Annotated in this window: 12 protein-coding genes; all 12 read left to right on the top strand. The window is 63.5% G+C overall.

The window, feature by feature from the left end; genetic code table 11:
• Positions 1 to 9 precede the first annotated feature (9 nt).
• The 12 genes from nuoF (at position 10) to FJ434_RS12200 (ending at position 14,357) form a co-directional block, all read left to right on the top strand.
• Positions 10 to 1,314: an NADH-quinone oxidoreductase subunit NuoF gene (gene nuoF, locus FJ434_RS12255; RefSeq protein WP_015317342.1), complete on the top strand. Its 1,305-nt coding sequence runs from the start codon at positions 10 to 12 to the stop codon at positions 1,312 to 1,314.
• A gap of 65 nt (positions 1,315 to 1,379) precedes the next feature.
• Positions 1,380 to 2,075, top strand: a complete 696-nt coding sequence (locus tag FJ434_RS12250) for an NADH-ubiquinone dehydrogenase (protein WP_140747243.1) — start codon at positions 1,380 to 1,382, stop codon at positions 2,073 to 2,075.
• A gap of 73 nt (positions 2,076 to 2,148) precedes the next feature.
• Positions 2,149 to 4,230, top strand: a complete 2,082-nt coding sequence (gene nuoG, locus FJ434_RS12245) for an NADH-quinone oxidoreductase subunit NuoG (RefSeq protein ID WP_140716009.1) — start codon at positions 2,149 to 2,151, stop codon at positions 4,228 to 4,230.
• Positions 4,231 to 4,232: 2 nt separating this feature from the next.
• On the top strand, positions 4,233 to 5,276 hold the full coding sequence (gene nuoH, locus FJ434_RS12240; protein ID WP_023763315.1) for an NADH-quinone oxidoreductase subunit NuoH: 1,044 nt from the start codon (positions 4,233 to 4,235) through the stop codon (positions 5,274 to 5,276).
• The gene (gene nuoI / locus FJ434_RS12235) at positions 5,276 to 5,767 is read left to right on the top strand and encodes an NADH-quinone oxidoreductase subunit NuoI (protein ID WP_027025978.1); all 492 of its coding nucleotides are present in this window, start codon (positions 5,276 to 5,278) and stop codon (positions 5,765 to 5,767) included. Before nuoH ends, nuoI begins: the two co-directional genes overlap by 1 nt.
• A 123-nt stretch (positions 5,768 to 5,890) precedes the next feature.
• Positions 5,891 to 6,511: an NADH-quinone oxidoreductase subunit J gene (locus FJ434_RS12230; RefSeq protein WP_027145289.1), complete on the top strand. Its 621-nt coding sequence runs from the start codon at positions 5,891 to 5,893 to the stop codon at positions 6,509 to 6,511.
• Between the two features lies 1 nt (position 6,512).
• On the top strand, positions 6,513 to 6,821 hold the full coding sequence (gene nuoK, locus FJ434_RS12225) for an NADH-quinone oxidoreductase subunit NuoK (RefSeq protein ID WP_027145288.1): 309 nt from the start codon (positions 6,513 to 6,515) through the stop codon (positions 6,819 to 6,821).
• Between the two features lie 10 nt (positions 6,822 to 6,831).
• Positions 6,832 to 8,805, top strand: a complete 1,974-nt coding sequence (nuoL, locus tag FJ434_RS12220; protein WP_140747240.1) for an NADH-quinone oxidoreductase subunit L — start codon at positions 6,832 to 6,834, stop codon at positions 8,803 to 8,805.
• Positions 8,805 to 10,310: an NADH-quinone oxidoreductase subunit M gene (locus FJ434_RS12215; protein ID WP_140747237.1), complete on the top strand. Its 1,506-nt coding sequence runs from the start codon at positions 8,805 to 8,807 to the stop codon at positions 10,308 to 10,310. Before nuoL ends, FJ434_RS12215 begins: the two co-directional genes overlap by 1 nt.
• A gap of 19 nt (positions 10,311 to 10,329) precedes the next feature.
• Positions 10,330 to 11,766 carry an NADH-quinone oxidoreductase subunit NuoN gene (nuoN, locus tag FJ434_RS12210; RefSeq protein ID WP_140747234.1) on the top strand — a complete coding sequence of 479 codons (1,437 nt, stop codon included), beginning with the start codon at positions 10,330 to 10,332 and terminating at the stop codon, positions 11,764 to 11,766.
• 4 nt (positions 11,767 to 11,770) lie between these two features.
• Positions 11,771 to 12,592, top strand: coding sequence for a biotin--[acetyl-CoA-carboxylase] ligase (locus FJ434_RS12205; RefSeq protein ID WP_140747231.1), 822 nt, complete (start codon positions 11,771 to 11,773; stop codon positions 12,590 to 12,592).
• 94 nt (positions 12,593 to 12,686) lie between these two features.
• Positions 12,687 to 14,357 (top strand): ribonuclease J, encoded by a 1,671-nt coding sequence (locus tag FJ434_RS12200; protein ID WP_140747229.1) that lies wholly within the window; start codon positions 12,687 to 12,689, stop codon positions 14,355 to 14,357.
• Positions 14,358 to 14,362: the final 5 nt, after the last annotated feature.

The raw sequence follows: 14,362 nt of genomic DNA, 5'->3' as shown, positions 1-14,362 counted from the left end.
GACGAAAAAATGCTTCAGGACAAAGACCGCATCTTCACCAATATCTACGGCCTCTTCGACAAGTCGCTGGCGGGTGCCATGGCGCGCGGCGCCTGGGACAACACGCCCGGCATCGTCGCCAAGGGGCGTGAGTGGATCGTCAACGAGATGAAGGCGTCGGGCTTGCGCGGACGCGGCGGCGCCGGCTTTCCGACCGGCCTGAAATGGTCGTTCATGCCCAAGCAGAGCGACGGCCGGCCGAGCTATCTCGTCATCAATGCCGACGAATCCGAGCCCGGCACCTGCAAGGACCGCGATATCCTGCGCAACGACCCGCACACGCTGGTCGAAGGCGCGTTCCTGGCCGGCTTCGCCATGGGCGCGATTGCCGCCTACATCTATGTACGCGGCGAATTCATCCGCGAGCGCGAGGCGCTGCAGCGGGCGATCGAGGAGGCCTACGAGGCCAAGCTGATCGGCAAGAACAATACGTCGGGCTATGATTTCGAAATCTATATGCATCACGGCGCCGGCGCCTATATCTGCGGCGAGGAAACGGCGCTGCTGGAAAGCCTCGAAGGCAAGAAGGGCCAGCCCCGGCTGAAGCCGCCATTCCCGGCCAATGTCGGCCTTTATGGTTGCCCGACGACGGTCAACAATGTCGAATCGATCGCGGTGGCGCCGACCATCCTGCGCCGCGGGGCTGCGTGGTTCTCGTCGTTCGGCCGGCCCAACAATGTCGGCACCAAGCTGTTCTGCGTCTCCGGCCATGTCAACAATCCGTGCACCGTCGAAGAAGCGATGTCGATCCCGTTCCGCGAACTGATCGAGACGCATTGCGGCGGCATCCGCGGCGGCTGGGACAATCTGCTCGCGGTCATTCCGGGCGGCGCCTCGGTGCCGCTGGTGCCGGCGGAGCAGATCATCGACACGCCGATGGATTTCGACGCGTTGCGCGATCTCAAATCCGGCCTCGGCACGGCGGCCGTCATCGTCATGGACAAGTCGACCGATGTCGTGAAGGCGATCGCGCGGCTTTCCTACTTCTACAAGCATGAAAGCTGCGGCCAGTGCACGCCGTGCCGCGAGGGTACCGGCTGGATGTGGCGGGTGATGGAGCGGCTGGTGCGCGGCGAGGCGCAGAAGCGCGAGATCGACATGCTGCTCGACGTCACCAAGCAGGTCGAGGGCCACACGATCTGCGCGCTGGGCGATGCGGCGGCATGGCCGATCCAGGGCCTGATGCGGCATTTCCGCGGCGAGGTGGAGCGGCGTATCGACGAATTTTCGCGCAACGCGCACCGGGCCGAACCGGTGATGGTGGCGGCGGAATAAAAAAAACTTTTGAACTCGGGAAGAAAACGGGGCGGGACGAACGAAGAATCGACCAGGAGAACTCTATGGCGCCGTATTCGACACCCTACCCATTGATGCCCAATTTGGACCAGATCGAGAAGATGAACCAAGACCTGACCAGGATGCTGCCGAAGGAGATGGCCAACGCCGTCAACCTTTTCGCGCACCCTGTGGCGGGTGCGGTGGCGATGTCGGCGCTTGGCATGGGGCTCGCCAATCATGCGTTCGGCGTCTGGATGGGCGCGCTTTCGGGAGCCGCCGAGGCGTCACAGCGCCTCATGCAGCCGCTGATCGAGGATTTCGAAGCACGCGTCGAGCAATTCGAGGACGCGAACTCGTCATCCACCAGGGCGCGGGCGACGGCGAAGACCATGATTGCCGAGGCGCAGTCGTTCGCCCAGGAAGTCACCGATATCGCAGCCAGGGAAACCGCCATCATAGCGCCGACCGCAAGCGCCGCTCCGGCAACAAGCGAGGCCGCCGATGTGCTGCTGCCCGAGGATTTCCGTCAGCCCAAGGCCATGGCGAAGCCCGCGAAGCCGTCCGACCTCAAGGCGATATCGGGCATCGGTCCGAAGCTGGAAAAAGTGCTGAACGGTCTCGGTATCTGGACGTTCGCCCAGATCGCGGCATGGTCGCCGCAGGAGATCGCCTGGGTCGACGATTATCTGTCGTTCAACGGCCGTATCGGCCGCGACGGCTGGACTGCCCAGGCCGCGGCGCTGGCCGCCAAGAAGTAAACGGAATATCGGGCGCTGGTTCTGTCGCGTCCGGGAAATGAGATTGCGGGAAATCCGCAGGGGTTTGAGACAAATGGCAAAGCTCAAGGTCGACGGGAAAGAAATCACTGTACCCGACCATTACACGCTGCTGCAGGCGGCCGAGGACGCGGGCGCGGAAGTGCCGCGCTTCTGCTTCCACGAGCGGCTGTCGATCGCCGGCAATTGCCGCATGTGCCTGATCGAGGTGAAGGGCGGGCCGCCCAAGCCGCAGGCCTCCTGCGCCATGGGCGTGCGCGACCTGCGCCCCGGTCCGAACGGCGAGCCGCCGGAAATCTTCACCAACACGCCCATGGTCAAGAAGGCCCGGGAAGGCGTGATGGAATTCCTGCTGATCAACCACCCGCTGGATTGCCCGATCTGCGACCAGGGCGGCGAGTGCGACCTGCAGGACCAGGCGATGGCCTTCGGCGTCGATTCCTCGCGCTACCACGAGAACAAGCGCGCGGTGGAAGACAAGTATATCGGCCCGCTGGTCAAGACGGTGATGAACCGCTGCATCCACTGCACGCGTTGCGTCCGCTTCACCACCGAGGTAGCCGGCATTTCCGAACTTGGCCTGATCGGCCGTGGCGAGGATGCCGAGATCACTACCTATCTCGAGCAGGCAATGACCTCGGAACTGCAGGGCAATGTCATCGATCTCTGCCCGGTCGGCGCGCTGACCTCGAAGCCTTTCGCCTTCCAGGCGCGGCCGTGGGAGCTGACCAAGACCGAATCCATCGACGTCATGGATGCCGTCGGCTCGGCGATCCGCGTCGATAGCCGCGGGCGCGAAGTGATGCGCATCCTGCCGCGCGTCAACGAGGCCGTGAACGAGGAATGGATTTCCGACAAGACCCGCTTCATCTGGGACGGCCTGCGCACGCAGCGCCTCGACCGCCCCTATGTGCGCAAGGACGGCAAGCTGGTTCCGGCGAGCTGGGCCGAAGCGTTCGCATCGATCAAGGACGCGGTTTCGAAGACGACGCCTGAGAAGATCGGCGCGATCGCGGGCGATCTCGCGGCGGTCGAGGAAATCTTTGCGCTGAAGCTTTTGATGGCTTCGCTCGGTTCGAAGAACATCGATTGCCGCCAGGATGGCGCCGCGCTCGATCCGGCGCTCGGACGCGCCAGCTATATCTTCAACCCGACCATCGAAGGCATCGAGCAGGCGGACGCGGTGCTGATCATCGGCGCCAATCCGCGCTTCGAGGCTTCGGTGCTCAATGCCCGCATCCGCAAGCGCTGGCGCCTCGGCAATCTGCCGGTCGGCGTCATCGGCGAAGTCGGCGACACGCGCTATGGCTACGAACAGCTGGGTGCCGGGCCGGATTCGCTGAAGGATCTGGCGGATGGCAACGGCAAGTTCTTCCAGACGCTGAAGAAGGCGACACACCCGCTGATCATCGTCGGCCAGGGCGCCCTGGCGCGCGCCGATGGCGCGGCCGTGCTCGGCCAGGCGGCCAGGCTCGCCGCTGCCGTCAATGCTGCCCGCGCCGACTGGAACGGCTTCGCCGTGCTGCACACTGCAGCCGCGCGCGTCGGCGGCCTCGACCTCGGCTTCGTACCGGGCGAGGGCGGCAAGGCCGTTGCCGGCATGCTGGGTGAGACGGACGTGCTGTTCCTGCTCGGTGCCGACGAGATCGACATGAGCAAGACCGGCGGCGCCTTCGTCGTCTATGTCGGCACGCATGGCGACGCCGGCGCACACCGCGCCAATGTCATCCTGCCGGCGGCGGCCTATACCGAAAAGTCGGCCACCTATGTCAACACGGAAGGGCGCGTGCAGCAGACCAACCGCGCCGGCTTCGCACCGGGGGATGCGCGCGAGGACTGGGCGATCCTCAGGGCACTGTCCGACGTGCTGGGCAAGAAACTGCCGTTCGATTCGCTGCCGCAACTGCGTGCCAAGCTTTATGGCGAATACCCGCATCTCGCCCGCATCGACCAGGTCGCGGCTGGTAATGCCGAGGACATCGCCAGGGTCGCGAAGCTAGGCGGACGGCTGAACAAGGGCACCTTCACCTCGCCGGTCAAGGATTTCTATCTGACCAATCCGATCGCGCGGGCATCGGCCGTGATGGCGGAATGCTCGGCACTGGCCAAGAGCGGCTTCAAGCAGGCGGCGGAATAAGCATGGACACCTTCTTCTCCTTCTACGTGCTGCCGGCGCTGCTGATCCTGCTGAAGTCAGTCGTGCTGATCGTCGTGCTGCTGATCTTCGTCGCCTACATCCTCTACGCCGACCGCAAGATCTGGGCGGCCGTGCAGCTTCGCCGTGGCCCGAACGTCGTCGGCCCCTGGGGCACGCTGCAGGCCTTCGCCGATTTGTTGAAGTTCGTCTTCAAGGAACCGGTCATCCCGTCAGGCGCCAATAAGGGCGTCTTCCTGCTGGCGCCGCTGGTCTCGGCCGTGCTGGCGATCTCGGCCTGGGCGGTCATTCCGGTCAGCCAGGGTTGGGCGATCGCCAACGTCAATGTCGGCATCCTTTATGTCTTCGCCATCTCGTCGCTCGAGGTCTATGGCGTAATCATGGGCGGCTGGGCGTCCAACTCGAAATATCCGTTCCTCGGTGCGCTGCGGTCGGCGGCCCAGATGGTATCCTATGAAGTCTCGATCGGCTTCGTCATTGTCACCGTGCTGCTCACCGCCGGCTCGCTCAACCTCAGCGATATCGTGCTGTCGCAGCAGGGTGGGCTCGGTACGCGGCTTGGCCTGCCCAACACGTTCCTCGACTGGAACTGGCTGGCGCTGTTCCCGATGTTCATCATCTTCTTCATTTCGGCGCTGGCCGAGACGAACCGTCCGCCCTTCGATCTGGTCGAAGCCGAATCGGAGCTGGTCGCCGGCCACATGGTCGAATATTCGTCGACGCCGTTCCTGCTGTTCTTCCTCGGTGAATATGTCGCCATCGTGCTGATGTGCGCGCTGGCCACCATCCTGTTCCTCGGCGGCTGGCTGCCGCCCTTCGACTTCGCGCCTTTCACCTGGGTGCCCGGCGTGATCTGGTTCGTGCTGAAGGTTTGCTTCGTCTTCTTCGGCATCTCGATGGTGAAGGCCTTCGTGCCGCGCTACCGCTACGACCAGCTGATGCGGCTGGGCTGGAAAGTGTTCCTGCCGATCTCGCTGTTCATGGTCGTCGCCACGGCGGCCTTCCTCAAGATCACGGGGTTTGCGTGATGTCCGCTTTGTCTCAAGCCGCAAAATCGCTGCTGCTGCAGGATTTCGTCAGCGCCTTCTTCCTGTCGATGCGCCAGTTCTTCGCGCCGAAGGAGACGATCAACTATCCGCACGAAAAGGGGCCGATCAGCCCGCGCTTCCGGGGCGAGCATGCGCTGCGCCGCTATCCCAACGGCGAGGAACGCTGCATCGCCTGCAAGCTGTGCGAGGCGATCTGCCCGGCGCAGGCGATCACCATCGAGGCCGGCCCGCGCCGCAATGACGGCACGCGCCGCACGGTGCGTTACGACATCGACATGGTGAAGTGCATTTATTGCGGCTTCTGCCAGGAAGCCTGCCCGGTCGACGCCATCGTCGAGGGGCCGAATTTCGAATTCGCGACGGAGACGCGCGAGGAACTCTACTACGACAAGGACAGGCTGCTGGCGAATGGCGACCGGTGGGAGCGCGAACTGGCGCGCAACATCTCGCTGGATGCGCCGTATCGCTGACATTTGACGCATGGACGGGGCGAGGGGCCTCGTCTAAGGACAAGCAACTTGCCAGCCGGAGGCGGCGGCAGAAAATCGGATAGGCGCAAGCGTCGTGTCCGGACACAACCCGGGGGATCCCCAATGCTGAGTGGACTAGAGGCGGCCTTTTTCTACCTCTTCGCCTTTGTCGCGGTGGCGTCGGCGTTCATGGTCATTTCGTCGCGCAACCCCGTGCATTCGGTGCTGTTCCTGATCCTGACCTTCTTCAACGCGGCCGGCCTGTTCATGCTGACCGGCGCCGAGTTCCTGGCGATGATCCTGCTTGTCGTCTATGTCGGCGCCGTCATGGTGCTGTTCCTGTTCGTCGTCATGATGCTCGACGTCGACTTCGCCGAGATGAAGGAAGGAGCCCTGCAATACGCGCCGATCGGTGCGATGGTCGGGCTGATCCTGGCGGCGGAGCTGATCGTCGTGCTGGGCGGCTACACCTTCGCGCCGAAGCTCGCCTCGACGGTCGCAAAGCCCATTCCGGATCTCGCCGCGCGCTCGAACACGGCAGCGCTCGGCGACATCCTCTATACCGACTACCTCTACTACTTCCAGATTTCGGGCCTCATCCTGCTGGTCGCCATGATCGGCGCCATCGTCCTGACGCTACGCCACAAGGAAGGAGTCAAGCGGCAGTCGATCGCAGCCCAGGTCGGCCGCACGCCGGCGACCGGCATGGAAATCCGCAAGGTCAAGTCGGGCGAAGGAGTCTGAGATGGTCGTCGGCATCGCACATTATCTGGCCGTATCGGCGATCCTGTTCACGCTCGGCGTGTTCGGCATCTTCCTCAACCGCCGCAACATCATCGTCATCCTGATGTCGATCGAATTGATCCTGCTCGCCGTCAATATCAACTTCGTCGCCTTTTCGGCGGCGCTCGGCGATCTGGTCGGCCAGGTGTTCGCGCTGTTCGTGCTGACGGTCGCGGCGGCTGAGGCCGCAATCGGACTTGCCATTCTCGTCGTCTTCTTCCGCAACCGTGGCTCGATCGCGGTCGAAGACGTGAACGCCATGAAGGGTTGACGGAACCACCATGTATCAGGCCATCGTCTTCCTTCCACTGCTCGGCTTCCTGATCGTCGGCCTGTTCGGCACGTCGCTCGGTGCCAAGGCATCCGAATACGTCACCTCCGGCTTCCTGGTGATCGCGGCCGTGCTGTCATGGGTCGCCTTCTTCAGCGTCGGTTTCGGCCATGGCGAGGTGTTCACCGTGCCGGTGCTGCACTGGATCCAGTCCGGCGGCCTGGACGTCTCCTGGGCGCTGCGGATCGACACGCTGACAGTGGTGATGCTGGTGGTGGTCAACACCGTGTCGGCGCTGGTTCACATCTATTCGATCGGCTACATGCACCACGATCCGAACCGGCCGCGCTTCTTCGCCTATCTGTCGCTGTTCACCTTCGCCATGCTGATGCTGGTGACGGCCGACAACCTCGTGCAGATGTTCTTCGGTTGGGAAGGGGTGGGCCTCGCGTCCTACCTGCTGATCGGCTTCTGGTACAAGAAGCCGTCGGCCAATGCCGCCGCCATCAAGGCCTTCGTCGTCAACCGCGTCGGCGATTTCGGCTTCGCGCTCGGCATTTTCGGCCTGTTCGTGCTGTTCGGCTCGGTCAATCTCGGCACGATCTTCGCCAATGCGGCGACGTTCATTCCTGCTGAAGGCGCGCCGCAGGGTGCCGCCGTGCTCACCTTCCTCGGCCATGCGCTGGACAAGCAGGCGGCGATGACCGTCGTCTGCCTGCTGCTGTTCATGGGCGCCATGGGCAAGTCGGCGCAGGTGCCGCTGCACACCTGGCTGCCGGACGCCATGGAAGGCCCGACGCCGGTGTCGGCGCTCATCCATGCCGCCACCATGGTGACCGCCGGCGTGTTCATGCTGGCGCGGCTGTCGCCGCTGTTCGAATTGTCGCATTCGGCGCTGACGGTGGTGACCTTCATCGGTGCCTTCACCGCCTTCTTCGCGGCGACCGTCGGCCTGGTCCAGAACGACATCAAGCGCGTCATCGCCTATTCGACCTGCTCCCAGCTCGGCTACATGTTCGTGGCGCTCGGCGTCGGCGCCTATGGCGCGGCGATCTTCCACCTGTTCACGCACGCCTTCTTCAAGGCGCTGCTGTTCCTTGGCTCGGGCTCGGTCATCCATGCCGTCTCCGACGAGCAGGACATGCGCAAGATGGGCGGCTTGAGGAAGCTGATCCCGACCACCTACTGGATGATGGTGATCGGCACTCTGGCGCTGACGGGCGTCGGCATTCCGGTGACCGTTATCGGTACCGCCGGCTTCTTCTCCAAGGACGCCATCATCGAGACGGCCTTTGCCGGGCACAATTCGGTCGCGGGGCTGGCCTTCGTGGCCCTGGTCATCGCCGCCGGCTTCACCTCCTTCTACTCCTGGCGGCTGATCTTCATGACCTTCCATGGCGAGCCGCGGGCGAGCCACGAGGTGATGCATCACGTCCATGAATCACCGCCGGTGATGCTGGTGCCGCTGTTCATCCTGGCGGCCGGCGCTTTGTTTGCCGGCATCATCTTCCACGGCGCCTTCATCGGCGAGGGCTATGCCGAATTCTGGAAGGCGTCGCTGTTCACGCTGGCGGACAACCACATCCTGCACGAGATCCACGAACTGCCGCTGTGGGTCGAGCTCTCGCCCTTCATCGCCATGCTGATAGGGCTCGCGGTGGCCTGGCAGTTCTACATCCGGTCCCCGGAAATGCCGAGGAATCTCGCTGCCCAGCATCGCGGACTCTACGCCTTCCTGCTCAACAAGTGGTATTTCGACGAGCTTTACGACTTCCTGTTCGTGCGGCCGGCCAAGCGTCTCGGTTCCTTCCTGTGGAAGACCGGTGACGGGACCATCATCGATGGGCTCGGGCCGGATGGCATTTCGGCGCGCGTCGTCGATGTCACCAACCGCGTCGTCAAGCTGCAGACCGGCTATCTCTATCACTATGCCTTCGCCATGCTGATCGGCGTTGCCGCACTCGTCACCTGGATGATGCTCTGATGACCGCTTGGCCAATCCTCTCGCTGGTCACCTTCCTGCCGCTGGTTGGTGTGCTGCTGATCCTGTTCATCAACGATGACAGCGAAAACGCGCGCCGCAACATCCGCGCCATTGCGTTCATAACCACGGCATTCACCTTCCTGGTGTCGCTGTTGATCTGGACCGGCTTCGACAATTCGCAGGCCGGCTTCCAGTACGTCGAAAAGGTCGCCTGGCTCGACTCCGGCATTTCCTACCATTTGGGCGTCGACGGCATTTCCATGCTGTTCGTCATCCTGACGACCTTCCTGATGCCGCTTTGCGTCCTGGCGTCGTGGGAAGCGATCGAGAAGCGCGTCAAGGCCTACATGATTGCCTTCCTGCTTCTGGAAACGCTGATGATCGGCGTGTTCTGCGCTTTGGACATCGTGCTGTTCTACGTCTTCTTCGAAGCCGGCCTGATCCCGATGTTCATCATCATCGGCGTGTGGGGCGGCAAGCGGCGCGTCTACGCCTCGTTCAAATTCTTCCTCTATACGCTGGCCGGCTCGGTGCTGATGCTGCTCGCCATCATGGCGATGTTCTTCCAGTCCGGCACCACCGACATCCCGACGCTTTTGACGCACAACTTCCCGGCCAACATGCAGACCTGGTTGTGGCTCGCCTTCTTCGCCTCCTTCGCGGTGAAGATGCCGATGTGGCCGGTACATACCTGGCTGCCCGACGCGCATGTCGAGGCGCCGACGGCAGGCTCGGTCATCCTGGCCGCCATCCTCTTGAAAATGGGCGGGTACGGCTTCCTGCGCTTCTCCCTGCCGATGTTCCCGCTGGCGTCCGAGATGTTCGCGCCGCTGGTGTTCACGCTTTCGGTCGTCGCCATCATCTACACCTCGCTGGTGGCGCTGATGCAGGAGGACATGAAGAAGCTGATCGCCTATTCCTCGGTCGCCCATATGGGCTTCGTCACCATGGGCATCTTCGCCATGAACCAGGAAGGCGTGCAGGGCGCGATCTTCCAGATGCTCAGCCACGGCCTGGTCTCGGGCGCGCTGTTCCTGTGCGTCGGCGTCATCTATGACCGCATGCATACCCGCGAGATCGCCGCCTATGGCGGCCTCGTCAACAACATGCCGAAATACGCCACCGTGTTCATGATCTTCACCATGGCCAATGTCGGCCTGCCTGGCACGTCAGGCTTCGTCGGCGAGTTCCTGACCATGCTCGGCGTGTTCCGCGTCAACACCTGGGTGGCGTTCTTCGCCGCCACCGGCGTCATCCTGTCGGCCGCCTACGCGCTTTGGCTCTATCGTCGGGTGATCTTCGGCGCACTAACCAAGGACAGCCTGAAGGGACTGCTCGATCTGTCGACCCGCGAGAAGGCGATCATCTATCCGCTGGTCGTGCTGGTAATCTTCTTCGGCGTCTATCCCGCACCCGTCTTCGACGCGACGGCCCAGTCGGTCAAGTCGCTCGTCACCAATGTCACCGCATCCATCGGCGCCGCGCAGACCGCGGCGGCGAACTGACCCAGGGGTTTTGCGAACCATGACGCCGGACCTTCTCTCCAGCCTGTCGCTCTCGACGCCCGAGCTGATCCTTGCCATCGGCGCGCTCGCGCTGCTGATGATCGGGGCCTATTCGCGTTCCAACACCGCCAATACGGTGACCGGCCTTGCCGTCGCCGTGCTGGTGATCGCAGGCGCCTGGCTGATCTTCCACGCCGGGCAGGGCACCGCCTATGGCAATGCCTTCATCCAGGATTCCTTCGCCCGCTTCATGAAGGTGCTGGCGCTGGTCGGTTCGGCGGTGACGCTCATCATGTCGATGCGCTTTGCCAAGGCGGAGCGTTTCGACAAGTTCGAATATCCGGTGCTGATCCTGCTTTGCACGCTCGGCATGATGCTGATGATCTCGGCCAACGGCATGATCGGGCTCTATCTCGGCCTCGAACTGCAGTCGCTGGCGATCTACGTGCTGGCGGCGATCAACCGCGACAATCTGCGTTCGACCGAGGCAGGCCTGAAATATTTCGTCCTCGGCGCGCTGTCCTCGGGCATGCTGCTCTATGGTATCAGCCTGGTCTATGGTTACACCGGCAACACCGGTTTCCAGGAGATCGCCACCGCACTTGGCGGCGGCGAGCGCCAGCTTGGGCTCGTCGTCGGCCTCGTCTTCGTGCTGGCCGGGCTTGCCTTCAAGATCTCGGCGGTGCCGTTCCACATGTGGACGCCAGACGTCTATGAAGGTGCGCCGACGCCGGTGACGGCCTTCCTGGCGGCAGCGCCGAAAATGGCGGCGATGGCGCTGATCGTGCGCGTCACCATGGGCGCGTTCAAGCCGATCGCTTCCGACTGGCAGCAGATCATCGTCTTCATCTCGATCGCCTCGATGGCGCTTGGCGCTTTCGCCGCCATCGGCCAGACCAACATCAAGCGGCTGATGGCCTATTCCTCGATCGGCCATATGGGCTACGCGCTGGTCGGCCTCGCCGCCAACAGCCAGGCCGGTGTGCGCGGCGTCGCCATCTATATGCTGATCTACCTGGTGATGACGTTGGGCACCTTCGCCTTCATCCTCGCCATGCGGCGCAAGGAGGGCAATGTCGAGCAGATCAGCGATCTCGCCGGCCTGTCGTCGACCAACCCTGTGATGGCGACGATCCTGACGGTCCTGATGTTCTCGCTGGCCGGCATTCCGCCGCTCGCCGGCTTCTGGGGGAAGTGGTACGTCTTCCTCGCAGCCATCAACGCCAATCTCTACGCGCTGGCGATCATCGGCGTGCTGGCCTCGGTGGTGGGCGCCTACTATTATCTGCGCATCATCAAGATCATGTGGTTCGATGAGCCGGTCGGCGGCTTCGTGCCGATGGCCAGCGAATTGCGTGTCGTGCTCGGCGTCAGTGGCGCGTTCGTGCTGTTCTATGTGCTGATCGGCGGGCCGATCGGCACCTATGCCGAAGCCGCCGCCAAGACATTTTTCTGACGGGATGGCATTTCGGCTGGCTCCAACCTCGGCGTCGGAAGGGTTCCGGCTCGAAGCGCATGACAGTGTCGGCTCCACCAACGGGCTGGCGCTGGACCATGCCCGGGCGGGCGACCCGGGCAAGCTCTGGGTCGTTTCCAAAAAACAGGAAAGCGGGCGCGGCCGGCGTGGCCGTGCCTGGGCAACGCCGGAAGGCAATCTGGCGGCGACGCTGCTTGTCATCACCGCTGGCGAGCTTCGCCTGGCCGCGACGCTCGGCTTTGTCGCCGGGCTGGCGCTGGCGGACGCGCTCGACGCGGTGGTGCCGAAGAGCCGCATCGCGATAGGTCTCGACGGTGCGAGCCAGGGACGGAACCGCTTCGAGCTGAAATGGCCAAACGACGTGCTCGCCTCCGGGGCCAAGCTCGCCGGCATCCTCTTGGAGTCGGCGATGCTTGATGGTGGCCGTTTCGCGGTGGCGGTAGGCATCGGTGTCAACGTGGTGGCGCACCCGCAGGATTTGCCGTATCCCGCGACATCGCTTCATGCGTTGGGTGCGGCTTGCGATGCCGAAACGCTGTTTCTGGCACTGTCGGATGCCTGGAGCGAGAATGCCCGCCTTTGGGACGAAGGGCGTGGCCTTGCCGCCATCAGGAAGCGTTGGCTGGCCCGCGCAGCTGGCCTTGGCGGCGAGGTTGCTGTCAGAATCGACGGTAATGTGGTGCGCGGCGTCTTCGAGACCATTGACGAGGACTGCCGTTTCGTGATCCGCGACGATGAAGGGTCTGTTCTGACGATCGCTGCCGGCGATGTGCATTTCGGCGCGGTCGCGTCCGCGCGGGTATAGTTTTGTTCTTGAGCAATTCCGGGCTGAAAACGGTTAGACACTTTTGCTGGAATTGCTTTAACGGCTTGGCCTGAGGGCCAGGAAGGGAAAAATCATGGCGAAAGCGGACAACGCCGAACTCGTCTTCGTGCCGCTTGGCGGCGTCGGCGAGATCGGCATGAACTTCGCCCTCTACGGCTACGGCCCGCCGAGCGCGCGCGAGTGGATCGTGATCGATGTCGGCGTCACCTTTCCCGACGCGGCGCATCCGGGCGTCGACCTGATCCTGCCCGACACGCGCTTTATCGAGGAGAACCTCGCCAATTTGCGCGGCATCATCATCACCCACGCGCATGAGGACCACTATGGTGCGCTGCTCGACACCTGGCCGAAGCTGAAGGCGCCGGTCTGGATGACGCCATTCAGCGCCGGGCTGCTGGAAGCCAAGCGGCAGGGCGAGCAGGGCGCACCGAAGATCCCGCTGTCGATCTACCGGGCCGGCGAAAAGTTCACCGTCGGTCCCTTCGAGCTCGAAGCCATTCCGGTGGCGCATTCCATCCCCGAGCCGATGTCGCTGGCGATCACCTCGCCGGCCGGCACCGTCATCCATACCGGCGACTGGAAGATCGATCCGGAACCGACGATCGGACCCAAGACCGATGAGGCGCGTTTCCGCGCCTATGGCGACAAGGGCGTGCTGGCGCTGATCTGCGATTCGACCAACGCGCTGCGCGAAGGCGATTCACCCTCGGAAGTGGCCGTGGGCGAGGGCCTGAAAGGTGTCATCCAGGCCGCCAAGGGCCGCGTCGCCGTCACCACTTTTTCCTCCAATGTCGGACGTATCGTCTCGATCGCCCGGGCGGCGCGCGATGCCGGCCGCCAGTGCCTGGTGCTCGGCCGCTCGCTGAAGCGCGTCATCGATGTCGCTGACGAGCTTGGCTACATGGACGGTCTGCCGGAGTTCATCGCCGAGGAGGATTTCGGTTTCATCCCGCGCGAGAACCTGGTCATCATCTGCACCGGCAGCCAGGGCGAGCCGCTGGCGGCGCTGGCGAAACTGTCGCGCGATGAGATGAAATCGGTGTCGCTGACGGCGGGCGACACGGTGGTGTTTTCTTCGCGCACCATTCCCGGTAACGAAAAGGCGATCCTCGAAATCAAGAACCGCCTGATCGATCTCGGCATCAAGATCATCGAGGACGGCGATGCGCTGGTGCATGTCTCCGGCCATCCCCGGCGCAGCGAACTGCGCAAGATGTATGAATGGGTGCGCCCGCAGATAGGCGTTCCCGTACACGGCGAGGCCGCGCATCTGGTGGCGCAGGGTTCGCTGATGTCGATGTCGGGCATCGGCCAGGTGGCGCAGGTGCGCGATGGCGACATGCTGCGGCTGGCGCCGGGTCCCGCGACCATCATCGACCAGGTGCCGTTCGGCCGCGTCTACAAGGACGGCAATCTGATCGGTACCGACCAGGCGATGGGTATTCGCGACCGGCGCAAATTGTCCTTTGCCGGTCATGTCGCGGTCAATGTCGTTCTCGACGATAAGTATGAACTGGCCGGCGATCCCGATCTGGTCGCAATTGGCGTCGCCGAGGCCGATGCCCGTGGCGAGACGCTCGAGGACCTGATGATCGATGCGGCCGTCGGCGCGGTCGATTCGATCCCCCGTCAGCGCCGCAAGGACCTCGACCTGGTGCAGGAGGCGGTGCGGCGCGCGGTACGCGGCGCGGCGAACGAAGCCTGGGGCAAGAAACCGTTGGTGACTGTTTTCGTCACCCGTTGAGAGGG

It is taken from the genome of Mesorhizobium sp. B2-5-13, assembly GCF_006440535.1.
GTDB lineage: Bacteria > Pseudomonadota > Alphaproteobacteria > Rhizobiales > Rhizobiaceae > Mesorhizobium > Mesorhizobium salmacidum.
This window is presented reverse-complemented; position numbering and strand designations above follow the sequence as displayed.

What these genes read in the sequence shown, in the direction of transcription:
- nuoH (WP_023763315.1), top strand. Translation starts at nt 4,233, where the DNA reads ATGGACACCTTCTTCTCCTTCTACGTGCTGCCGGCGCTGCTGATCCTG.
- FJ434_RS12250 (WP_140747243.1), top strand. Translation starts at nt 1,380, where the DNA reads ATGGCGCCGTATTCGACACCCTACCCATTGATGCCCAATTTGGACCAG.
- nuoG (WP_140716009.1), top strand. Translation starts at nt 2,149, where the DNA reads ATGGCAAAGCTCAAGGTCGACGGGAAAGAAATCACTGTACCCGACCAT.
- FJ434_RS12215 (WP_140747237.1), top strand. Translation starts at nt 8,805, where the DNA reads ATGACCGCTTGGCCAATCCTCTCGCTGGTCACCTTCCTGCCGCTGGTT.
- FJ434_RS12205 (WP_140747231.1), top strand. Translation starts at nt 11,771, where the DNA reads ATGGCATTTCGGCTGGCTCCAACCTCGGCGTCGGAAGGGTTCCGGCTC.
- nuoF (WP_015317342.1), top strand. Translation starts at nt 10, where the DNA reads ATGCTTCAGGACAAAGACCGCATCTTCACCAATATCTACGGCCTCTTC.
- nuoN (WP_140747234.1), top strand. Translation starts at nt 10,330, where the DNA reads ATGACGCCGGACCTTCTCTCCAGCCTGTCGCTCTCGACGCCCGAGCTG.
- FJ434_RS12230 (WP_027145289.1), top strand. Translation starts at nt 5,891, where the DNA reads ATGCTGAGTGGACTAGAGGCGGCCTTTTTCTACCTCTTCGCCTTTGTC.
- FJ434_RS12200 (WP_140747229.1), top strand. Translation starts at nt 12,687, where the DNA reads ATGGCGAAAGCGGACAACGCCGAACTCGTCTTCGTGCCGCTTGGCGGC.
- nuoI (WP_027025978.1), top strand. Translation starts at nt 5,276, where the DNA reads ATGTCCGCTTTGTCTCAAGCCGCAAAATCGCTGCTGCTGCAGGATTTC.
- nuoL (WP_140747240.1), top strand. Translation starts at nt 6,832, where the DNA reads ATGTATCAGGCCATCGTCTTCCTTCCACTGCTCGGCTTCCTGATCGTC.
- nuoK (WP_027145288.1), top strand. Translation starts at nt 6,513, where the DNA reads ATGGTCGTCGGCATCGCACATTATCTGGCCGTATCGGCGATCCTGTTC.